General features: G+C 64.9%; 20 protein-coding genes and 1 pseudogene. 12 read left to right on the forward strand and 9 right to left on the reverse strand.

Annotated features, from left to right (window positions below; translation table 11 throughout):
- Positions 1 to 60: 60 nt before the first annotated feature.
- Together CCUG20998_RS29325 and CCUG20998_RS16955 are read right to left on the reverse strand one after the other, a co-directional pair.
- Positions 61 to 255 carry a DUF2332 family protein gene (locus CCUG20998_RS29325; RefSeq protein WP_116269124.1) on the reverse strand — a complete coding sequence of 65 codons (195 nt, stop codon included), beginning with the start codon at positions 253 to 255 and terminating at the stop codon, positions 61 to 63.
- 103 nt (positions 256 to 358) lie between these two features.
- Positions 359 to 721, reverse strand: coding sequence for a bleomycin resistance protein (locus tag CCUG20998_RS16955; RefSeq protein WP_172607291.1), 363 nt, complete (start codon positions 719 to 721; stop codon positions 359 to 361).
- Positions 722 to 864: 143 nt separating this feature from the next.
- Here CCUG20998_RS16955 and CCUG20998_RS16960 point away from each other — a divergent pair, with 143 nt between their 5' ends.
- On the forward strand, positions 865 to 2202 hold the full coding sequence (locus tag CCUG20998_RS16960; RefSeq protein ID WP_020730464.1) for an adenylate/guanylate cyclase domain-containing protein: 1338 nt from the start codon (positions 865 to 867) through the stop codon (positions 2200 to 2202).
- Between the two features lie 45 nt (positions 2203 to 2247).
- On the opposite strand, the gene CCUG20998_RS16965 is transcribed toward CCUG20998_RS16960, so the two are convergent.
- Positions 2248 to 3171: a hypothetical protein gene (locus CCUG20998_RS16965; RefSeq protein WP_231389761.1), complete on the reverse strand. Its 924-nt coding sequence runs from the start codon at positions 3169 to 3171 to the stop codon at positions 2248 to 2250.
- 68 nt (positions 3172 to 3239) lie between these two features.
- Here CCUG20998_RS16965 and CCUG20998_RS16970 point away from each other — a divergent pair, with 68 nt between their 5' ends.
- Together CCUG20998_RS16970 and CCUG20998_RS16975 are read left to right on the forward strand one after the other, a co-directional pair.
- Complete coding sequence (locus CCUG20998_RS16970) at positions 3240 to 4139, forward strand: helix-turn-helix domain-containing protein (RefSeq protein ID WP_020730462.1); 900 nt, start codon at positions 3240 to 3242, stop codon at positions 4137 to 4139.
- A 166-nt stretch (positions 4140 to 4305) separates the two neighbouring features.
- Positions 4306 to 4812 carry a hypothetical protein gene (locus CCUG20998_RS16975; RefSeq protein ID WP_020730461.1) on the forward strand — a complete coding sequence of 169 codons (507 nt, stop codon included), beginning with the start codon at positions 4306 to 4308 and terminating at the stop codon, positions 4810 to 4812.
- Between the two features lie 36 nt (positions 4813 to 4848).
- Here the strand turns inward: CCUG20998_RS16975 and CCUG20998_RS16980 are convergent, their stop codons facing one another.
- On the reverse strand, positions 4849 to 5667 hold the full coding sequence (locus CCUG20998_RS16980; RefSeq protein WP_020730460.1) for an SDR family NAD(P)-dependent oxidoreductase: 819 nt from the start codon (positions 5665 to 5667) through the stop codon (positions 4849 to 4851).
- 70 nt (positions 5668 to 5737) lie between these two features.
- On the opposite strand from CCUG20998_RS16980, the gene CCUG20998_RS16985 reads away from it, so the two are divergent.
- The 3 genes from CCUG20998_RS16985 to CCUG20998_RS16995 are packed head-to-tail and all read left to right on the forward strand — an operon-like array spanning position 5738 to position 8717.
- Positions 5738 to 6514 (forward strand): crotonase/enoyl-CoA hydratase family protein, encoded by a 777-nt coding sequence (locus CCUG20998_RS16985; RefSeq protein WP_015356358.1) that lies wholly within the window; start codon positions 5738 to 5740, stop codon positions 6512 to 6514.
- Positions 6514 to 7692 carry an acyl-CoA dehydrogenase family protein gene (locus tag CCUG20998_RS16990; protein ID WP_036456609.1) on the forward strand — a complete coding sequence of 393 codons (1179 nt, stop codon included), beginning with the start codon at positions 6514 to 6516 and terminating at the stop codon, positions 7690 to 7692. The genes CCUG20998_RS16985 and CCUG20998_RS16990 overlap by 1 nt, the downstream gene beginning before the upstream one ends.
- Positions 7689 to 8717: an acyl-CoA dehydrogenase family protein gene (locus tag CCUG20998_RS16995; RefSeq protein WP_020730458.1), complete on the forward strand. Its 1029-nt coding sequence runs from the start codon at positions 7689 to 7691 to the stop codon at positions 8715 to 8717. Before CCUG20998_RS16990 ends, CCUG20998_RS16995 begins: the two co-directional genes overlap by 4 nt.
- A 13-nt stretch (positions 8718 to 8730) precedes the next feature.
- On the opposite strand, the gene CCUG20998_RS17000 is transcribed toward CCUG20998_RS16995, so the two are convergent.
- The 3 genes and pseudogenes from CCUG20998_RS17000 to glgX form a co-directional block, all read right to left on the reverse strand.
- Complete coding sequence (locus tag CCUG20998_RS17000) at positions 8731 to 9546, reverse strand: SDR family NAD(P)-dependent oxidoreductase (protein WP_036456313.1); 816 nt, start codon at positions 9544 to 9546, stop codon at positions 8731 to 8733.
- A 50-nt stretch (positions 9547 to 9596) separates the two neighbouring features.
- The gene (locus CCUG20998_RS17005) at positions 9597 to 10373 is read right to left on the reverse strand and encodes an SDR family oxidoreductase (protein WP_012395146.1); all 777 of its coding nucleotides are present in this window, start codon (positions 10371 to 10373) and stop codon (positions 9597 to 9599) included.
- A gap of 186 nt (positions 10374 to 10559) precedes the next feature.
- Positions 10560 to 12705: pseudogene (gene glgX / locus CCUG20998_RS17010) on the reverse strand (glycogen debranching protein GlgX).
- 209 nt (positions 12706 to 12914) lie between these two features.
- On the opposite strand from glgX, the gene CCUG20998_RS17015 reads away from it, so the two are divergent.
- From CCUG20998_RS17015 to CCUG20998_RS17035, 5 genes are all read left to right on the forward strand, one after another.
- Positions 12915 to 14135, forward strand: coding sequence for an alkane 1-monooxygenase (locus CCUG20998_RS17015; protein WP_015356363.1), 1221 nt, complete (start codon positions 12915 to 12917; stop codon positions 14133 to 14135).
- Positions 14135 to 14302 carry a rubredoxin gene (locus CCUG20998_RS17020; RefSeq protein ID WP_020730454.1) on the forward strand — a complete coding sequence of 56 codons (168 nt, stop codon included), beginning with the start codon at positions 14135 to 14137 and terminating at the stop codon, positions 14300 to 14302. Before CCUG20998_RS17015 ends, CCUG20998_RS17020 begins: the two co-directional genes overlap by 1 nt.
- A gap of 1 nt (position 14303) precedes the next feature.
- Positions 14304 to 14489, forward strand: a complete 186-nt coding sequence (locus CCUG20998_RS17025) for a rubredoxin (protein WP_011740670.1) — start codon at positions 14304 to 14306, stop codon at positions 14487 to 14489.
- A 210-nt stretch (positions 14490 to 14699) separates the two neighbouring features.
- Complete coding sequence (locus tag CCUG20998_RS17030; protein ID WP_012395149.1) at positions 14700 to 15338, forward strand: TetR/AcrR family transcriptional regulator; 639 nt, start codon at positions 14700 to 14702, stop codon at positions 15336 to 15338.
- Between the two features lie 116 nt (positions 15339 to 15454).
- A complete protein-coding gene (locus tag CCUG20998_RS17035) occupies positions 15455 to 16426 on the forward strand; it encodes an aldo/keto reductase (RefSeq protein WP_020730453.1) in 972 nt (323 codons plus the stop codon).
- On the opposite strand, the gene htpG is transcribed toward CCUG20998_RS17035, so the two are convergent.
- Positions 16427 to 18373 carry a molecular chaperone HtpG gene (gene htpG / locus CCUG20998_RS17040; RefSeq protein ID WP_020730452.1) on the reverse strand — a complete coding sequence of 649 codons (1947 nt, stop codon included), beginning with the start codon at positions 18371 to 18373 and terminating at the stop codon, positions 16427 to 16429.
- A 127-nt stretch (positions 18374 to 18500) separates the two neighbouring features.
- On the opposite strand from htpG, the gene CCUG20998_RS17045 reads away from it, so the two are divergent.
- A complete protein-coding gene (locus tag CCUG20998_RS17045; RefSeq protein ID WP_240642808.1) occupies positions 18501 to 21212 on the forward strand; it encodes an ATP-binding protein in 2712 nt (903 codons plus the stop codon).
- Positions 21213 to 21239: 27 nt separating this feature from the next.
- On the opposite strand, the gene CCUG20998_RS17050 is transcribed toward CCUG20998_RS17045, so the two are convergent.
- Positions 21240 to 22022 (reverse strand): MBL fold metallo-hydrolase, encoded by a 783-nt coding sequence (locus CCUG20998_RS17050; protein WP_020730450.1) that lies wholly within the window; start codon positions 22020 to 22022, stop codon positions 21240 to 21242.
- Positions 22023 to 22064 lie beyond the last annotated feature (42 nt).

Here is a 22064-nt window from a genome sequence, read left to right on the forward strand (position 1 = left end):
GCGCTTCCCTCATTTCGCCCCCGGTGCGGACTCAATTCATCGATGGATTCAGGCTTAGCGTCAGGAATACAATGTGACCTGGAGCTGCGGCGGCAGGGATGGGCGGCGGGGTTCGAGAGCTACTCTGGCGAGGTTTCTTCCGCGTCTAGCAGCGGATTCCATGATTTCATCAATCTTCTGTTGGGAACTGGCGTCGAGTAGGCCCCAGAACAAGCTATGCCATACCACTGTGCAGACATCCTCGATCCACCGGATGCCCTGGTGTCATTCGGGTGCAGGGATGCGGAAAGTGCCCTCTGAACGGGGATGATTGGTGGTCTTAGCTTAGGACTTCGGGCGCGTGGCGCTGCGATACCTGTCAGTGGCTCAGCGGTGAGCCAACCCGATGCAAGGTGCCATCAGGATCGACGTAGGCGAACTCCCGCAATCCGTAGGGCGTGTCGTGCGGGGCATGAAAGTGGCCGCCGAGGTTTTCCACCGCTTGCCACTGCGTGTAGACCGAGTCGGCATCACCGACATAGAGGTAGACACTGGCAGAGGTGCTCAGCGGGTCATGGTCGGCCCACTCGGTGAGATGGATCGACACCTGCCCTCGGTCGACGAATCCGTACCGGTCGGGACCTTCGTAGGCTCGAGCGGCGAAGCCCAGCGTGCGATACCGGGCCAGCGCCGCATCTAGACTCCGGACGGTCAAGATCGGCGCGATCGCAGTGAAGTCGATTTCAGCCACACCTCAGTGTGTCAGCTGCGTCCCGCACCGGATCTCGCCCCGGTTTTGCCTAATCGCGGCGACGGCCAAAAACCGGCGCGTAGAAGTACCAGAGTCCCGCGCGCGGGTGACCGTTGTGGTGTCACCATCGTTGGATGAGTGACAATCGCGTCCGGTACGCCCGCAATGGCGACGTGCACCTGGCGTACCGGGTGTTCGGGCAGTCCGGGCCGACGGTGATCTGGGTGCCGGGGTGGATGGTCAGCAACGTCGACACGATCGACGAACCAGGCAGTCCCTACGCGCCCGGCATCGAGCGCGCCTCCCAACAGGTCAGGCTGGTGGTGTGGGATAGACGTGGGACCGGCCTCTCGGACCCGGCGACGCATCTGCTCTCGCTGGACGAGCGCCTAGAAGATCTGCGTGCCATCGTCGATTCGGTGGGACTCGACCCAGCCGCACTCTGGGGTACCAGCGAGGGCGGCGCCGTGAGCATCTTGTTCGCCGCAACCTACCCGGACCGGGTGGGCTTGCTGAGCCTCTTCGGTACCGCCGCACGGTTTTCCCAAGATCTGCCGGACTTTCCCTGGGGATTCACCCCCACTGAGGTGCAGTCGCAGCTCTGCGCGATCGAAGATGACTGGGGCCGAGGGGCATTGGCGGAACTGTTCTACGGTCAAGCGGCCGAGGTGCCCGGAATGCGAGAGCTATTCGGCAGGCTGCAACGGTCGGTGTCAAGCCCTTCGATGGCGAAACTGTGGTGGCAGGCCTTCATGGCGACCGACGTCCGTGCCGTGCTGGGTTCGATCCGCGTTCCCACATTGGTCCTGGCGCGCCCCGGTGATCAACTCGTACCCCTGGAATCCTCGGCGGCACTGGCGGCGGCAATTCCCAACGCTCAGTTTCGCCTCCTGCCGCCCGGTCCCCACACTCCGTTCGACATCATCGACGATCTGGCCCGGGAGGTGCTCGACTTCTTCACCGGGGAGTCGGGTGCGCCGGCCGGCGAACGCGTGCTGAAGACCGTGCTGTTCACCGACATCGTGAGTTCCACCGAGAAGCTCAGCACCATGGGCGATACGGCATGGCGTCACCAGCTCAACGGCCATGACAGCGTGGTTGACAACCTACTGCTGCGCTACGGCGGCACCCGCGCCAAGCACACTGGCGACGGTGTTTTCGCGCTGTTTGATGCACCAACGAAGGCGGCTCGCTGCGCCCTGCAGCTGGTCCCGGCCCTTGCTGCCCTCAACATCGCGATCCGCGCCGGAATACATACGGGCGAGTGTGAGCGACGGGGCCAGGAGTGGAGCGGCATGGCGGTACACATGGGCGCCCGCATCGGCGCGCTGGCCGATGCCGGCGAAGTGTTCGCCAGCCGCACCGTGCGCGATCTGACCGCCGGCTCCGGCCTGACCTTCGAAAGCCTTGGCCCCCAGCAACTCAAGGGCCTCCCCGAACAGATCGAGATCTATCGGGTCAGTGCGGCCTGATACCGCTTCGACCGCGGCGCCGGCGGCACCCAGCTCAACGATCTCTCACCCGTCCCCGGCCGGCTGGCCAGTCCGGTTCAGGGATACCCGCGCGGGCCCCGTCGACCCGCTCAACCGGCGCCAATCCTCGTACAGGAGTTTGCATCCCAGCCACCCGAAGACGAGCGGGAAAACGAAGTACTGATATTGGGTCCACGCCAGCGCAAGCAGGGTATCGGCCACGCCGCCGGCCATGTTCTTGAAGCCCCCGAACACTTCGCTGAACGAGAAGATGAAGGTAGCCACCACCGGTTCTCCAGCTCCAAGGACTGGGATCAGGTACCGCATCGGCGAGCGTCTCTTGTTGAGCCGCCAAAACGCCAGCACGCCGGCGATGTTGACGAAGGCATAGATCTCCAGGGTGAAGAACGTCGGATTGTGATTGACCGTACGAAGGTCAACCGAACCAAATGAGGCCAGGTCCCACCAGTACATGTGCAGGACGTTCTCGCGCAGCCACGGGGTGTAGGCGACGATATCGCCCAGGGTGTGCAGGTCGTGGAAAACAAACGGCGAAAAGATCACCCAGGGGATCTCCCAGAGCAGGTTGGTTATCGCGTAGGAAACCATCCACAACACCAGGCACTCGTGAAACAGCGCCATCCGCGGCCGCTTGCGCGCCCCGGGGAGCAGCAGCGGGATGAACCAACCGTTGAGCCAGATGCTGATGCCGTAAAGAGACGTTTTGGTGCTGGTCGTGAAGTCCAGCACGCCCAGGTAGAACAGCGCCGCAAAGATCGCGGTTGCGCCCCAGAAGATCGCGGTCCACACCGCGAACGCCCGCCACGTCGAGGAGCTGACTCGGCGCTCTTCGCCGGCGCCGGGCAAAAAGCGGTCGGTGGTGGGACTGGCCAGTGCGGTCATCCGCATCGCCCGGCCCGTCTCGTCGACCCCGTCGTCTGCTCCCGGGCGACACCGGCGCGTCCCCATTTGCCGCATTTCATGCCCTCACCACCGACCCTAGCGTCTGTCGAACTATCGACATACCGTTCGATATTGTGACGGACACCGTAGACCCAGCCTCAGTTTCCAGTCAAGGCTCGTCCCCGCCCACCGAGCGGGTCATCGCGGTGCTGGAACTGCTCGGCCACAATTCGGCCAAGCAGTTCTCGCTGGCCGAAATCTGCCGCAGCCTCGGCATCAGCCGCGCCACCGGTCACGCCATCCTGACCACGCTGGCCGCGCGGGAGTGGGTGATCAGGGATCCCGAAACGTTTCGCTACAGCTGGGGGCCGGCCATCGCCGGATTGGACACGCCGACCACCGCGCAGTTGCACCGAGGCGATCTGCAAGAGCTGGCCGCCGCCACCGGCACCCAAGTGATGCTGGCCCGCCGGGAAGACGCCACGCTGGTTGTCATCGACACCGTCGGCGAGTGCCCGCGCGGACCGCGGATCTCGCGGGGTATGCGCACACCGTTCGTGGCTCCGATCGGACGAGACTATGTCGCCTGGTGGAGCCCGGATGCCCAGCAAGACTGGCTGCGGGCATTCGGGGCGCCAAACCCCCGGTTTCTGCAGCGAATGACATTAGTACTCAACCAGATTCAACGGCGCGGCTTCGTCGTCGAACGGCTCACCCGGCAGTACGTTCGGGTCTACACGGCGTTGCGCGCGCTCAGCGCCGACGGCGAGGTCGATGAGATCACCACCCAATTGGCCCGCGCCTATGCCGACCTGGCCATCATCGACGTCTTGGATGAGGAGCTGACCAGCGGCGCCACCCACAGTGTCGCCACGATCTCGGCGCCGATCCGCGGGCCCGACGGTTCGGCCACCATGACCGTGATGGCCACGGTATTTGCCAACCTCGACGGCGCCGGCATTCGCAAGCTCGGCGAAAGACTGCGCCGCAGCGCACACGCCATCGAGCAACGCAGCGCGCGCTCTAGCGCGTGACCTGGCACGCACCGGACGACGTCGTCGGCCCGCTAATTCGCCGATGCCCAGATGACGCCCAGATTCTGTCGTCGCCAATTGGCTGTTTTGGCCGCCGGCCGGAGTTTGCAGGCGACATAATCTCCCGAAGAGTGGTCCGACGAGTCGCGGCGCGGAGAGGGCAGTCATGTCAAAGGCATTCCGGTTGCCGGTCATCATCCTGGCCGGTTGGGCGGTCATCGCCGGATGCGCATCCGGGCGGCCCGCACCACCGGCAGCATCTGCTCCGAGTTCGTCGACATCGGCCGTCAACCCGGCCACCCCGATGACGACGCGCACCGGCGCGAGCCCAACCACCACCGCACCGTGCGTCGGACTGTCGATATGCCCGCCCCCACCACCGGACGCCGAGGGAAACCCGGCCTGCTTCTATTCCGACGGTTGGCAGCCCACTTCGTCCGGATCGGGTATCGAAGTGTGGTATTTCCATGAGCCGCAAGACATGTCGAAGTCCGGCAAGGTGACCGCGGTGGTGCGCAAGAAGGACGGCAGCAACGAGTCCCAAGACGCTATCATCGAAGCCGGCCAACAAGTGCATCGTTTCGAGTTTCCGACCGTCGACCAGTCCGCCGTCGACGAAGTGTTCCTCGACACCGGCAATAGCCGCTGCTTCGTCACCGGAGGAAGCAGTTGATCCGCGCAAACCGGGCCACCAGATCGGCGGCATCGGTCATGCGCGATCTCCTTTGGGAGGTGGCGGGGGCGAACCGATGAGCGCCTGCATGGCCCGGTGCGCGCGCAGGACGATCGCCGCCCGGTCCGCTCCGCTGCCGCGGTGCACGTGTGCGGCGTTGTCACCGGCGATGACAACCGGACCGTTGGCCAGGTTGTCCAGACCCTCACGGGCTACGTCGGCCGGATCGGAAACCAAGATTCCCGGCGCATCGAAGTTCAGCCCGGCCCGCTGCATCGCCGGCGTGCGGGTCACCCCCAGCACGAGTTCAAGCACATCCACCCCGGCTTCGCGCAGCTCTAGCCAGAGGCTTTCGGCGAACAGCCGGCTGAACGCCTTGGCACCGGCGTATGCCGACTGCCGCATCGCTCCGTAGGTGGCCGCCGTCGAACCGACCAGCACGATGCCGCCGCGGCGGCGCGCCCGCATCGGCCGCCCGAAGTGCTGCACGAGTTCGAGCATCCGCGTCACGTTGAGGTCGATCACCCGACCCAGTTCGGTTAGCTCGGCATCGAGGAACTGTTCCCGGCAGGTGTTGGCGCCCGCGTTGTAGATCAACAAGCCGACCTCGAGGTCGGCCGTCTCGGAGCAGATCAGCGCAACCGCCTCGGGATCAACGAGATCCACGGCAATCGTGCGCACGTGCACGCCGGTCTCCCGGCAGCGTCGCGCCGTATCGGCCAGCGGCCCGGATGCGCGCGCGATCAGCACCAGATTCAGCCCGCCGCCAGCCAGCTGCCGGGCGAACTCGGCGCCTACCCCCTCCGAACCGCCGGCGATCACCGCCCACGGACCGTATTTGGTCATGTCGGTCATGGTTGAACAGCGTGGCACTGGCAGCGCCCGCCCGGTCCACGTGGGGGACCAACTCCTTACAGTTGCCCTCATGAACACCGCCTTGGACATCACCACCAACGGACCGATCCGGACCTGGACGATCAACCTGCCCGATGTGGGCAACGCGATCACCGGAAGGGACTTCATCGCGGCATTCGAGGCCGCGGTCGACGACGCGAACATCGACACCAGCGTCCGCGCGGTCATTCTCACCGGGGCCGGCAAGATATTTTCGGGGGGCGGCAACGTCAAGGAAATGGCCAACCGCGACGGGATGTTCGGCTTGGACGCGCTCGAACAGCGGCAGGCTTACACCGACGGAATCCAGCGCATTCCGCGCGCACTGGCCCGTCTCGAAGTCCCGCTCATCGGTGCGATCAACGGCGCGGCCATCGGCGCGGGCTGCGACCTGGCGATGATGTGTGACATCCGGATCGCATCGCAGCGAGCCTCGTTCGCGGAGAGCTTCGTCGCGCTCGGCATCATCCCCGGCGACGGCGGAACCTGGTTTCTGCAGCGTGCGATCGGCTACGAGCGCGCCGCGGAGATGACGCTGACCGGCGACCGCATCGATGCCGCAACGGCTCTCGAATGGGGCATGGTCAGCCGGGTGGTGCCCCACGATGATCTGCTGCCGCAGGCACAGGAGCTGGCCGAGCGGATCGTCAAGAACCCCGCGCACGCGTTGCGCATGGCCAAGCGGCTGCTGCAAGAGTCCCGGGTCGGCTCGCTCGAGTCGACGCTGGGGATGGCCGCCGCCATGCAACCACTTGCCCATCGCGACCCCGAACACCAACAACGCATTGCGAAGTGGCGGACGCGCTGATGGCGCTGCCCCGGTTGGTGCCACCCGCGGGGGCCCTCGATTCCCCCCGGGCCGATGTCCTGCGCGGCGAGGTCCGCGCATTTCTTGCCGAGCAGTCCGCCGCCGGCGGGTTCACCCCCTCGGTTGATGCCTGGCTGTCGGCGTGGGATGAGGACTTCACCGCCGCGCTCGCCGACCGCGGCTGGTTGGGCATGACCGTGCCCGTCGAGTACGGCGGACACGGGCGCACGTTCCTGGAACGATTCGTCGTCACCGAAGAACTGCTGGCCGCCGGTGCACCCGTGGCCGCCCATTGGATAGCCGACCGTCAAATCGTGCCGTCACTGCTCAAGTACGGGACCGAACTGCAGAAGTCGCACTTCCTGCCTCGGATTGTGCGCGGTGAGTGCTTTTTCGGCATCGGCATGAGCGAGCCCGATTCCGGTTCCGATCTGGCCAGCGTGCGGACCCGGGCGGTACGCGGCGAGGGCGGTTGGCTGTTGTCGGGCACAAAGGTATGGACCTCGGGGGCACACCGCGCCCACGCGTTCATCGTGCTCGCGCGCACCGCGCCGGCGGACCCCGACCACAGGCATGCCGGGCTAAGTCAATTCATCGTCGACCTACGCGGGCCGGGGGTCCAGACCCGGCCGATCATCTCCATGAATGGCGCCCACCACTTCAACGAGGTGATCCTCGACAACGCCCATGTACCCGACGAGATGGTGTTCGGGGCAATCGGCAACGGCTGGACGCAGGTGACATCGGAACTCAGCTTCGAGCGCAGCGGACCAGAGCGCTTCCTGTCCACCTTCGTATTGCTGGCTGCTACCGCCGAAAGCATTGCCGAGCAACGCTTTACCCGCGACCAGCAGCTCGGGCGGCTGGTGGCGCGCATCGCCGGCCTGCACCAGATGTCCGCCGCGGTGGCTGGCGCACTCGAGCGCAACGATCCCGCCGACCTACCTGCGGCGGTGGTCAAGGTGCTGGGCACCAGCACCGAGGGCGACATCGCCGAACTCGCCGACCTGGCCGACTCGACCGACCTGGCCGACTCGGGCGCCCCGCACCGCCCGCGCGATCCCGAGTTCGCCGCCCTGGTCACCGCGGCGCTGGACCAGCGGCCGGGCTTCACCCTGCGTGGCGGAACCAACGAAGTGCTGCGCGGTGTCATCGCGCGTGGGTTGGGACTGCGATGAGCGCCACCGTGCACACCGTCGACCCCGCCCTGGTGGACATGATGGAGGCGGTCTTCGCCCAGTACCGCACGTCGCATCCCCCCACCGAGGCAAGCCGGCGCGATCCGGCGCTGTGGCAGCGACTCGAGCAGCTTGGCCTGGCCCGTCTCACCGGTGCGGAAGACAGCGGCGGCAGCGGGGCCAGCTGGTATGAGGCGGCCGAGTTGCTAGCTGCGGCGGTACGCAACGCGGTGCGAATTCCGTTGGCCGAACATGATCTGTTGGCTTGCTGGTTGCTCGATGCGCATGACATGGGCGCCGACGCCGCGGTAAGAACGGTGTGTCTACTCGACGCCGATGGGGTCGCTACCGAGGTTCCATGGGCCTCTCACGCCGACCGCATCGTGGTGATCAGGCAATCGGCTGGCGAATACCACCTTGCCGACGTCGATGCGCAGACACTCACTATCACTCACGGCGCCAACATGATCGGCGAACCGCGCAACACGGTCCGTGCCGACCATCTCGACCTTCGGGGTGTGCCCACCACCGGAGCCATGGTTTCAACGCTGAAGTTCAAGTCGGCACTGGTGCGGGCGATCCAGGTCTGCGCGGCGCTCGACCAGATTCTGCATCTGTCGGTCGAGCACGTGAGCTCACGCGTCCAGTTCGGCCGTCCGCTGGCCAAGTTCCAGGCGGTACAGAATCTGATCGCCGACATCGCCGCCGAGACCGCGCTGGCCAGGGCGGCGACCGAGGCCGCACTCACCAAGGCCGTCGCCAGTCAATGGTCGGCGCAGAACTTGGACTTTCTTGTCGCGGTTGCCCGCTCGTGCGTGGGCCACGCCGTCTCGGTCGTGGTGCGCAACGCCCACCAGGTGCATGGCGCCATCGGCACCACCGAAGAGCACCGGCTGCACGAATTCACGCGCGCGGCATTGGCTTGGCGTTCGGAGTTCGGCTCGGTCCACTATTGGGACGAGCAGGTGACCAAGGCCGCACTGCACGCGGGCGGCTCCGGGTTGTGGGGTCTGATCACCGGGTAGCCGGGCCGGAGCGCTACCGCACCACAACGGTGCTCGGTGTTCGCGGTGCACCCAACATGTGCCGGTGCGACGGAGGGTGGCGTCCGCCCTCGTCGGTGATGCCGTAGCGCTCGGCAAGCTCGGCGCCGATCACGGTTTGTCCGCTCAGCTCGCCCAGAGCGGGATCCCGATACAGTGCATCGATCAAATAGCCGGTGAATTCCGGGGTTTCGGCATGCTCAGCGGTCTTGGCGAGCGCGCGCTGACCGTCTGGGTGTTGCCCGAATGCGCCACGCAGCTTCTCGGTCAGCAGGATGCCCATCCAGATCGACACCGTTGCGACGCCGGTGTCATGAAAGTCCACCGCCATGTCGGCGGCCATCTTGTCGATACCGGCCTTCTGCGCCCCGTACGCCGGGCCGTGCATGTAACACACCGACCCCGGTGACGAGGTGAAGGCGATCAGGCCGCGGCCGCCGGCCACCAGAAGCGGTGCGGCATACCAGGATGCGACATAGGAGGACCGCAGACCGACATCCAGTACGTCGGCCATCGCAAGCGGCTTCTCCCAGAACGGCTTGGGGTCGACCAAGTCATCGGAGATCGCCGCGGCATTGTTGACCAGCAGATCAAGGCGGCCCGATTCCTGCTGCACCCGCTCAAACAGCGCGGCGGTGGCCGTGTCATCGCGATGGTCGACCCGGACCGCGACTCCCCCGGGCGGCGCGTCGACGACGCTGCGGCTCGTCGCATACACCCGCCAGCCCCGCGCGGCCAGAGCCGCCGCGACACCACGCCCGGCCCCACGGCTCGCCCCGGTCACCACCGCAACCAACGCCGCGTCACTCATCACGGTCCCGAATCTTCACTGAATCACACACTGGAACAACATTTTTCAGTCTAGGACTGACCTGCATCCAGCACCCCGGCCGGAGCGGATGCGCCCCGGGCAATGACGACCGGTATCGAGGTAGCCGCGTCGGTGCGCAGGATCGTGTGCACGATGTTGACCAAGTCCTCGACCGGCATCAACTTGCCTGGCATGCAGCCACGCGCCAGCCAAAGCGGATAGGCCTTCATGGCTAGCTCTCTATCCCAGCCGATGTTCATGCCGGTCTGGGCATCGCCCTCGCCGCCGGCGCACTCTCCGACGATGACGCAGGTGAACCCGATTTCCGGGTGTTCGGCCCGCCACGCCTCCACGAGTCGTTCCAGTGCCGCCTTGCTGACGCCGTAGGCACCCAGGCCAGGCCATGGAGGCGCGTGGCTGCCCGCGTCCGAGGAGAGATAGACCGCCTTGCCCGCGGCGGCCCTCAGGTGCGGCAACGCCGCCGCCGTCGCGAGCGACGCGCCTATGACGTTGGTGTCAAAGACCCGCCGCCAGGTGTCGGCGTCGGTTTCGGCCAGCCGAACGAGGGGGCTGATGGCGGGGGCGTAGACGAGGTTGTCGATCCCCCCCAGCGCGTCGGCCGCCGCGGCAAGCGCCGATCGGCACGACGCTTCATCGGTAACGTCGCATTCGACGGCGACGGTCCCCGGCCCCGCTTCCTTGGCGGCGGCCTCCGTTCGCTCGCGCCGCCGGGCCAGAAGTGCGACATGATCGCCACGCCGCGCAAGTCCAACACCAATGCAGCGCCCCAGCCCGCTCGAGGCTCCGATCACCACGGTCTTTGACATAACCCGCCTTCACCAGCCGATGTCACTCCCCCGGCGCCATGGCCTGGAAGGATGCCGGCGCGATTCCCTTCGATCCACGGCGCGCAAGGTCGCATCGACGCTGCGCGAAGAGCCCCGCGCAAGCCACAGCGTATCGGCCGTACCCGGACCGCGTAAGGCGTTCGGTGGCCCGAAGATCGCCGACGTCTACTCGGTGACCGCTTGCAGCACCACGCTGCTGCGCGCGTCAACGACGATCGTGGCCGCCGCCGGCAGAGCCCCGGCCGAAGTCGCTGTTGCGGCAGCGGTAGCGACCACAACCCGCCAACCGCTGCCGAACTCCACCGGCGGGAGGGTGAAGTCGATGGGCTCGAAGTGAGCGTTGAAACACAGGATGAACGAGTCATCGAGGACTCGGTGGCCACGCATGTCCCGGTCGGCGATGCCCTGACCATTGAGGAAAACGGCGATCGACTTGGCGAAACCGACCCCCCCAGTCCTCGTCAGCCATCTCTGATCCATCGGCGGCGAACCAAGCGATGTCGGGCAGCCCCGCTTCGCCACGGCGACCGACCGGCTTTCCGTTGAAGAAGCGCCGCCTACGGAATACCGGGTGGTTGGCACGTAGTGCGGACACCGCATGGGTGAACTCCAGCAGGCCGGTATCGACGTCGGACCAGTCGATCCAGGTGAGCGCGCTGTCCTGGCAGTATCCGTTGTTGTTCCCGTATTGGGTACGCCCGAGCTCGTCACCGTGCGAAATCATCGGGACACCCTGCGACAGCATCAGAGTAGCGATGAGGTTGCGCTGCTGACGGGCCCGCAGCGCATTGATCGCGGGGTCATCGGTGGGCCCTTCCACACCGCAGTTCCACGAGCGGTTATGGCCCTCGCCGTCGTCGTTGTCCTCCCCGTTGGCCTCGTTGTGTTTGTCGTTGTAGGACACCAGGTCACGCAGTGTGAACCCGTCATGGGCGGTGACGAAGTTGATCGAAGCAACCGGCCTTCGCCCGGTGTGCTCGTAGAGGTCGGCCGATCCGGACAATCGGTAGGCGAACTCATCGAGCGTGGCCGGCTCACCGCGCCAGAAGTCCCGAACGGTGTCGCGGTACTTGCCGTTCCACTCCGTCCACTGCGGCGGAAAGTTGCCCACCTGATAGCCGCCGGGGCCCACATCCCACGGCTCGGCGATGAGCTTGACCTGGCTGACGGTTGGATCCTGTTGCACGAGTTCGAAAAACGTCGCCAACCGATCGACCTCATAGAACTCGCGCGCCAGGGTAGCCGCCAGATCGAACCGGAAGCCATCAACATGCATCTCGGTGACCCAGTAGCGCAACGAATCCATGATCAGCTGCAGCGAGTGCGGATGGCTGACATTGAAGCTGTTGCCGGTTCCGGTGTGATCCACGTAGTAACGCATGTCATCATCGACCAGCCGGTAGTAGGCGGCGTTGTCGATACCACGCATAGAGAGCGTGGGCCCCAGATGGTTGCCCTCGGCGGTGTGGTTGTAGACGACATCGAGGATCACCTCGATGTTCGCCTCGTGCAGGGCGCGCACCATCGCCTTGAACTCCTGAACCTGGCCCCCTGGCAGCATGGCGCTGGAATATTTCGGGTCGGGCGCAAAGAACGAGATCGTGTTGTAGCCCCAGTAATTCGAGAGATTCTTGTCGGCCAACGTCGAGTCGTTGGCGAAATGGTGTACCGGCATCAGCTCGATCGCGGTGACACCGATGCTTTTGAGGTGGTCGATGATTGCCGGGTGCGCCACCGCGGCATAGGTGCCACGTAGCTGTTCGGGTATGTCCGGATGGGTCTGTGTCAGACCTTTCACGTGTGCTTCGTAGATGACCGTGTCGGCGTAGTGGTGGTCGGGGGGCCGATCGTTTGCCCAGTCGAAATAGGGATTGATCACCACCGCTTTGGGCATGCTGGCCGCGGAGTCCTCGTCATTGCGGCTCTCGGGGTCACCGAAGGTATAGCCGAACAGCGACTGGTTCCAGGCGAATGTGCCTTCGATCGCCTTCGAATAAGGGTCCAGCAGCAGCTTGTTCGGATTGCACCGGTGCCCGGCGCGGGGATCGTGGGGACCGTGGATGCGGTATCCGTAGCGCTGGCCGGGGTCGATGGCCGGCACATACGCGTGCCAGACGAACCCGCCAACCTCAGGCAGTTCGACCCGGCTTTCCGTGTCGTCCGCATCGAACAGACACAGCTCGATCCGCTCAGCGACTTCGCTGAAGATCGCGAAATTCGTACCCATACCGTCATACGTTGCGCCCAGCGGATAGGCCCGGCCCGGCCAGACCTCACCGGTGGGTGTGGGAGCAACGGCGGTGCCAGCCATGGCGGACTTGATACCCGATCGGTGTCGCGGTCAAACGGCGCGACGGCCCGGTGGGCACCGGACGATCAGGCAGTTTGAACAAATCTAGAAATTTATCTATTGATTGCACAAATCCTCTGATATGTTCAAAACATGCCAGCGGTCGCCCCTCCGGTGCGCTGGCCGCACTACCTGGATCAGGGCAGTGACCACACTGAGAAAGGATCGTCATGACGTCCGTGGCGCAACCAAAGTCGGAAAATCCGGTCCAGCAATGGCGAGACCGGAAGCGATACCTGTGGCTGGTGGGATTGGTGCTGCCGACGGCTTTGCCGGCAAGCCTCGCGCTGGCGTGGGTGTTCGGCAAGCTCGGCTGGACCGCCGTCACTCCGGTGTTGTGGTGGATCGGACCGTTCCTGCTCTACCTGCTGCTACCGGCCCTGGATGTGTTCTTCGGCCCAGACGGCGAGAACCCTCCTGACGAAGTGATGGAGCGCCTGGAGAACGACAAGTACTACCGCTACTGCACCTACGCCTTCATTCCGCTGCAGATGGTCAGCCTCGTCTTGGCCTGCTACCTGTGGTCGGCCGACAACTTGAGCTGGCTGGGACTGGGCGCAGGACTGGGCCTGATCTCCAAGATCGGTCTCACCATGACCATCGGAGTCGTCGGCGGGGTGGGCATCAACACCGCCCACGAATTGGGACACAAACGCGAGAACCTGGAGCGGTGGCTGTCCAAGATCACCCTCGCCCAGACCCTGTATGGCCACTTCTACATCGAGCACAACCGCGGCCACCACGTCCGCGTCTCCACCCCGGAGGACCCGGCCAGCGCACGGTTCGGTGAAAGCTTCTGGATGTTCCTCCCGCGCAGTATGTTCGGCTCGCTCAAGTCCGCATGGGAGCTGGAAAAGAGCCGCATGCAACGCATCAACAAGCCCACCCTGAGCATGCGCAACGATGTGCTCAACGCCTGGATCATGTCGGTGGTTCTGTTCGGCGCGCTGACCGCCGTGTTCGGCTGGCAGGTGCTGCCATTCCTGATCATTCAGGGACTGTTCGGCGCATCACTGTTGGAGTCGGTCAACTACCTCGAACACTATGGGCTGCTGCGGCAGCGCACCGCTTCGGGGCGCTACGAACGCTGCGCACCCGTGCACAGCTGGAACTCCGACCACATCGTCACCAACATCTTCCTGTACCACCTGCAGCGGCACAGCGACCACCACGCTAATCCCCTACGCCGCTACCAGACGCTGCGCAGCATGGACGGCGCCCCCAACCTGCCCAGCGGCTATGCCACGTTGATCACGCTGACCTACTTCCCGCCGCTGTGGCGGAAGCTGATGGACCACCGCGTCATTGAGCACTACGACGGCGACATCACCAAGGTCAACATCGATCCGCGCAAGCGCGACAAGATCCTCGCCACCTACGGTGTCCGGTGATGGCCGCTTACCACTGCCCGGTGTGCGACTACGTCTACGATGAAGCTGCCGGTGCCCCGCGCGAGGGGTATCCGGCGGGCACCAGCTGGGCCGATGTCGATGAAACTTGGAACTGCCCAGACTGCGGCGTCCGGGAGAAGATCGACTTCCAGCTACAGGAGGCCTGACATGTCAACCGATTTCAAGCTGTATCGCTGCGTGCAGTGCGGGTTTGAGTATGACGAGGCACAAGGTTGGCCCGAAGACGGCATAGCCCCGGGAACACGTTGGGACGACATTCCCGACGACTGGAGCTGCCCGGACTGCGGCGCCGCAAAGTCGGACTTCGAGATGATCGAAGTCAGCCGGACCTAGCACCATCAGCCCACCGGATATGGCCATGCGGACATGTATGGCCATATCCCCAAATAGCAACCTTCAGTAGCCATTTCGGTTGTCACAACCGGCCCGCGAGGACCTACCGGAGTTAATTCGGGCGGGACCGTCGTCGTCGACATTCTCGCAAATGCACGGGCGGCGCCTACCCAAAACAACATTGTGGACCGAAAGTCGAAGGCACTATCAATGCGCACTAATCTCAGCTACATGGTCGACCCCGAGCATCGAACCCGCAATCCGTATCGCAGCACCGCTGCGAATCTGATGCATAACGGGGTTCTCGACGCGATGCACGGGTTGCTGCTGGTCAAGAAATGGTCGTCGATCACCATGGCCGATGTGGCTTCCGCCGCAGGCATCAGCAGGGGCACCCTCTACAACGAATTCCAGTCGCGCCGGGGCCTGGCGCGCCACTACGCCCTGCGCCTGACCGACAGCATCGTCACCGGAATGCAAACGGCGATCAGCGAAAACCACGGCAACGGCTACAGCGCTATGCAGACCGTGTTCAGTGATTTCTTCCACCGCGTCGCCAACGACCCCCTAGCCCAGGTGCTGCGAACTGAAGACGCACCCAACGACATTCTGCGTTTGATCACCGTCGAGAGTCAGTTCCTGGTCGATCATGCCACCGAACAGCTGTCCCAGACCTTCCAGCACAGCTGGGTAAACGCCAACGAATACGACGCGGCGGTGATGGGCCAGGCGGTGGTACGGGCTGCCCTGAGCTACCTCGCCCTGCCCCCGAGTGATGCCGATGAGGCCGCCAAAGGGATGGCGCACCTGCTCGCGCCCTACATCGACTCGGTCAACAGGGCGCGCTGACGGCACTCGCCGGCGCCGCGAGCGTGCGTGTCTGCACGAAGACACGCCGTGCTGACCGGCATTCTGCGCACCCTCACCGCCCAGACGCAGGGAGACCGCTCAGTACCGTGTGAACCATGAAACACCTCGAGGTCGACGGAATCGGAAATGTCAGCCGGATCGGGCTGGGCACCTGGCAGTTCGGCTCACGCGAGTGGGGTTATGGGGACCGGTACGCCTCCGGCGCCGCCCGCGACATCGTCGCGCGCGCTCGTGCGCTGGGAGTCACCCTGTTCGACACCGCCGAGGTCTACGGACTGGGCAAGAGTGAGCGGATTCTCGGCGAGGCACTCGGCGACGAGCGCGCCGACGTGGTCGTGGCCAGCAAGATCATGCCCGTGGCGCCGTTTCCGGCGGTGGTCAAGCGGCGCGAACGGGCCAGTGCCCGCAGGTTGCGGCTCGACCGCATCCCGCTGTATCAGATCCACCAGCCCAACCCGGTGGTCCCCGATTCGGTGATCATGCCGGGCATGCGCGAGCTGCTCGACACCGGCAGGATCGGAGCGGCCGGCGTCTCCAACTACTCGTTGGCGCGCTGGAAGAAAGCGGACGCCGCACTCGGGCGCCCCGTCGTCAGCAACCAGGTGCATTTCTCGCTGGCGCATCCCGGTCCGCTCGATGACCTGGTTCCCTTCGCCGAACGGGAGAACCGCATCATCATCGCCTACAGCCCACTGGCGCAGGGGCTGCTGGGCGGCAAATACGGTGTGGACAACCGGCCGACCGGTGTTCGGGCCGTCAACCCGCTGTTCGGCACGGAGAACCTGCGCCGGATCGAGCCGCTGCTGCAGACGCTTCGCGCCGTCGCCACTGACGTCGACGCAAAGTCCGCCCAGGTGGCGCTGGCATGGTTGATCAGCCTGCCCGGCGTGGTCGCCATCCCGGGAGCGTCCAGCGTGGAGCAACTCGAGTTCAATGTTGCCGCAGCCGACATCGAACTCAGCGCGGACGCGCGTGCCGCACTAACCGAGGCGGCCAGGGCTTTTCACCCCGTGTCGGCCCGGCGATTCCTCACCGACACGGTCCGCGAGAAGCTGGGCCGGCGTTAGTTACAGCGTTCGCGTCAGACGATCCGCCAACAGCTCGGCGAACCGGGCCGGATCGTCTGGCGCACCGCCTTCGGCAAGAAGCGCTGTGCCGTAGAGCAGCTCCGCGGTTTCGCTGACCGCCGCCTTCTTGGCATCGTCGTCAGCGCTCGCCTGCGCCTGGCGCAGACCGATCACCAGCGGATGGGTGGGGTTGAGTTCCAGCGTTCGCTTGCCGACCGGAACGTCTTGCCCGGTGGCCCGGTAGATGCGGGCAAGCGCGGGAGTGATGCCGAACGTGTCGGTGATCAGGCAAGCCGGCGAGTCGGTCAGGCGGGTGGACAACCGCACTTCCTTGACCTGTTCGCCCAACGTCTCCTTGAGCCAGCCCAGCAGGTCGGCGAACTCCTTCTGCTGCTCTTCGCGCTCGGCCTCGCTCCCTTCGCCGTCGGAGTCCAGGTCTACCTCGCCCTTGGCGACCGACTGCAGCGGCTTTCCATCGAACTCGTTGACCACTCCCACCCATACTTCGTCGACCGGGTCGGTGAGCAGCAGCACCTCATAGCCCTTGGCCCGGAAGGCCTCCAGGTGCGGCGACTTGAGGATCTGTTGTCGCGAATCCCCGGTCGCGAAGAAGATCTGCGTCTGGCCTTCCTTCATGCGCTCCACGTAGCCGGCCAGGGTGGTGGGTTCCTCTTCGCTGTGGGTCGAGGCGAAGGAGGAGATCTCCAACAGCGTCTCGCGGTTGTCGAAGTCGGCCAGCAGCCCTTCCTTGACGACCTTGCCGAACTGGGTCCAGAAGGTGCGGTAGTCCTCGGGCCGCTCGGACTGCAGATCCTTGATGGTGGACAGGACCTTCTTGGTCAGCCGTCGGCGAATCGCCTTGATCTGGCGATCCTGCTGCAGGATTTCGCGAGACACGTTCAGTGACATGTCCTGTGCGTCGACGACACCCTTGACAAAGCGCAGGTACTCGGGCATCAGCTGGTCGCAGTCGCCCATGATGAATACGCGCTTGACATACAGCTGAATACCGAAGACTGCATCCCGATTGAACAGGTCATGCTGGGCGTGCGAGGGAATGAAGAGCAGCGCCTGGTACTCGAAGGTACCTTCGGCCTTCATGGCGATGACCTCCATCGGGTCATCCCAGGCATGCGCGATGTGCTTGTAGAACTCGTTGTACTCGTCGGCGGAGACCTCGTCCTTGGGCCTGGCCCACAACGCCTTCATCGAGTTGAGCGTCTCGGTTTCGAGGACCACGGTCTCCTCGCCGGGCTCCTCCCCCTCTTCGTGAGGGGCCGGGACGCGCTTCTCCACCTCCATGCGGATCGGCCAGGCGATGAAGTCCGAGTACTTCTTGATCAGATGCCGTAGCTTCCAATCCGCCGTGTAGTCGTACAGCTCGTCCTCGGCGTCTTCGGGCTTGAGGTGCAAAGTGACCGAGGTTCCCTGCGGTGCACCCTCGACGGATTCGATCGTGTAGGTGCCCTCTCCGCTGGACTCCCACTTGGTGGCCTCGCTCTCACCGGCCTTGCGGGTGAGCAGTTCGACCTTGTCGGCGACCATGAACGATGAGTAGAACCCGATGCCGAATTGGCCGATCAGCTCCTCGGAGGCTGCGTCGTTCTTGGCCTCCCGCAGCTGCGCGCGCAGCTCGGCGGTGCCCGACTTGGCCAGGGTGCCGATCAGGTCCACGACCTCCGCCCGGGTCATTCCGATGCCGTTGTCGCGCACGGTCAGTGTCCGCGCGCCCTTGTCGGCCTCGATCTCGATGTGCAGGTCCGAGGTGTCGACTTCGAGGTCCTTGTTCCGGAAGGCCTCGATTCGCAGCTTGTCCAGCGCATCGGAGGCGTTGGAGATCAGCTCCCGCAGAAATGAGTCCTTGTTGGAGTAGACCGAGTGGATCATCAGATCCAGCAGCTGCCGGGCCTCCGCCTGAAACTCCAGCTGCTCGACACGCGCGTTCATGAGATTCCTTCCGACGACATGGCGTCTCGAATTTAGCGAGATGGTTGAAAACACACGTCACGGGGGTCACCGAACGAGGCCGCTGAGGTCGGTGCAGCCCCTGCGCCCAGCCGAACGCTTTGCGGCAATGTTCGAGGTAGAACCGCCTTCGGTGTGGCATTCTGCGTTAGTGGCCGCTGATCTGGGGGGTCCACCTTCGGGGATCGTGACGTTCCTGTTCACCGATGTTGAGGGCTCCACCCGCCGGTGGGAGTCCGACCCCGATCGGATGCGGGCCGCCCTCGCGGCCCATGATGCGGTGCTCAAACGGACGATCCAGACGCACCGGGGCTGGTTGTTCAAGCACACGGGCGACGGCGTCTGCGCCGCGTTCGCGTCGCCGAGATCCGCCGTCGATGCCGCCGTCGATGCACAGCGAGCACTCGAGTTGCCGGTGCGGATGGGGCTGGCGACCGGCGAAGCCGAGCCGCATGACGCGGACTACTTCGGTGCGGTGCTCAATCGCGCCGCGCGGGTGATGGCGACCGGCCACGGTGGCCAGATCCTGCTGACCGACTCGACAGCAAATCTGATCAGCGGAGTGGACTTGCGAGATCTCGGGTCACGCCGGTTGCGGGATCTGCCTGCCCCGGTGCGGGTGTTCCAGGTTCGGGCACCGGGCCTGCGCACCGATTTCCCCGCCTTGCGGGCACCGGATACAAGTCCTGGCAACCTGCGGCCCGCGCTGACCAGCTTCGTCGCTCGTGCGGCGGAGATCGGCCAGGTACAGACGGCGTTGCAGGTCCATCGGTTGGTGACGTTGACCGGGGTCGGTGGTGTCGGCAAGACTCGGCTGGCGCTGGAGGTCGCAACACGTGTTGCTGATGAATTCCCGGATGGCGTTTGGCTTTTCGAACTGGCCGCCGTTTCCGATCCGGCCGCGGTGCCCGACGCGGTGGCCGCCGTGCTGGGGATTACCCAACAAGCGGGAAAGACCGTAACCCAGAGCGTGGCCACGGCGCTGGAAGGACGGGTCCGGCTCTTGGTGTTCGACAATTGCGAGCACGTGCGTGACGCGGCGGCCGACCTGATCGAAGCCATCCTCGCCGGTTCGACGACCGTGCGGATCCTGGCGACCAGTCGCGAGCGGCTGGAGGTGCCTGACGAGCAGCTGTGGTCGGTGCCGTCGCTGGATGTCGGTGGCGGCGTGGTGTCCGCTGCCGGCACCCTCTTCGTCGAACGCGCCCAAAGTGTTGCCCCCGGCTTCGCACCGACCGATGCCCAGGATGCGGCCGCGATCGCCGAAATCTGCCGGCGTCTTGACGGAATCCCGCTGGCCATCGAGCTGGCCGCCTCCCGCATGGCGTCGATGACCCCGATCGAGGTGCGTGATCGGCTCGATCACCGCTTCCGCTTGCTGGTCGGATCTCGGCGCGGCCTGGGACGTCACCAAACGCTGCGTCACGCCGTTGCGTGGTCTTACGACCATCTCAGCGACGCGGAAAAGGTTCTGCTAGAGCGTTGCTCGGTGTTCGCCGGTGGTTTCGATCTGCAAAGTGCTTGCGCGGTAGCCGGATCCGCCGATACTCACGACGACTACGAGGTGCTGGACTTGCTGGATGCGTTGGTGGGCGAGTCCCTGCTCATCGTCGACCGGCTTTCGGGGCGATCACGGTTTTCGATGCTGGAGACCATCCGCGAGTTCGCCGAGGAGCAACTGGTCACCCGCGGGCAGGCACTGGCCGCTCGAACGGCGCATGCCCGCCACTTCGCCCAGCGGTTGCCCGACGTGGCGGCGGTGTGGGACAGCCCCCGGCAACCTGAGGCCTACACGTGGCTCACCGCCGAACTCGCCAATCTGCGCCTGGCCTTTCGCTGGACCGCCGACAACAATGACCTCGACGATGCCGCGAGCATCGCCACCTGGGTGGGATTTCTCGGCTTTTTTGTGAACAGATTTGAGCCGCTGACGTGGGTCGAGGAAGCGATCGAACGAGCGGTCGATCATCCCAAGCTCGCGTTCCTGCACGTGCTGGCATCACAGTGCTATATGACGGGGCGCGTCCAAGAAGCCATCCGCTACGCCGATGAGGCCGCCCGGTTGCTGGCCACCGACCGCTACGAGGTGCCGTTCGGCATCGAGGGGTGGCCCTCCGGTGCGTATACCAGCAGCGGGCACCCTGAACAGTCGGTCGAGTTGTGCCGCACCCAGCTCGCGCTTGGTCGCGACACGCACACACTCACCCTGGGATGTCTGGTGCTGGCCTTGACGATCAAGGGTCAATGCAACGAAGCCGAGCAGCTGGCCGACGCGCTGATCGAGTCCGCCGAAGCCACCCGCAACCCCGCGGCGCTGTGTTACGCCCTACTTGCCTATGGATTCACCTTCCGCGACACCAACCCCGCCAGCGCCCTTGCCGCCATGCGCCGTGGTTTGCGGATCGCCCAGGACACCGGTAACCGCAACAGCGAGACGCACCTAGCCGCCGTATTGTGCCGCGTCGAGGCCAAATATGGTGATCCATTGTCCGCGCTCGACTACTTCACATTGGCGATTCATAATCACCACGAGGCCGGAAACACCACCCTGATCAGCACACCGCTGGCCGTACTAGCAGCGTTCTTCGATCGGCTGGGCCGCTACGAGGCGGCTGCCACCATAGCCGGTTTCGCATTTCACCCCATTACCGAGGCGTCGTTCCCGGAACTCAGAACAACCATCTCGCACCTGCGCGATGCACTTGGAGACCGCGCCTGTGAATCGTTCTCCCAGAGCGGTGCCGCCATGACCACCGCCGCCATGGCCACCTATGCGTATCACCAAATCGACCAAGCCAGAACGGAACTCCAAGCACGGTGAGTGGGGCGCCCAGGCAAAGAAGGTCGGCTATGACATGTCTTTGGCGAGTGCATAGAGGCTGGGATCATGAGCGCAGATGATCAGCAGCTCCGGATCTTGGCGGCGCTGCAGCTCGGCTAGACGCGCCTGGTTGTCCCGCAGTTGCCTGCGGTCAAAGGAGAACAGCTCTTCCTGGCTTCGCAGAACGAACGGCACTTTGGACTGTCCGTCCAATGTTCCGACGTGATAGAAGGCGTCGCCGCAGTGCAGGATCCAACGGTCGCCAGCGTCGACGGCGACCGCGGCATGGCCACGGGTGTGACCGGGCATCGGCACCAGGACCACACCGTCAGCAATGGCGTCAAGGGGTTTGGCCGCGGCGAAGCCACGCCAGGATTCGCCGTTGTGACCATGCTCCACCAGCTTGGGGCCGTGCGCCCACTGCACGCTTCGATACCGCACGCGCTCACGAAACGATGGGGCGTGGATGGCGCCGCGGGCCTCGGCGGCGGTGACGTGGACGTGAGAGCCCGGGAAGTCGGCCAGCCCACCGATGTGGTCGAAGTCGAAGTGGGTCAGCACGATATGGCGAACGTCGGACGGCCGGTAGCCAAGACGCTCGATCTGGTGCACCGCAGTTTCATTCTGCAGCAAGGCAGGCCGAAGGAAGTGACGAAACGCGCCTAGCCGGCGCGGATCAAGGCAGTCTTGTACCCCAAAGCCGGTGTCGACCAGGACCAGCCCGTTGCCGGCCTCGACGAGCAGGACGTGGCACAACAGTGCTGCGCCGGGCGAATTCATGGTGCCGCAGTTGAGGTGGTGGACCTTCACCGGCGGGCTCCTTCCGATTCCGGCATGACACCGATGCAGCTA

The sequence above is a fragment of the Mycobacterium marinum genome (genome assembly GCF_003391395.1).
GTDB lineage: Bacteria > Actinomycetota > Actinomycetes > Mycobacteriales > Mycobacteriaceae > Mycobacterium > Mycobacterium marinum.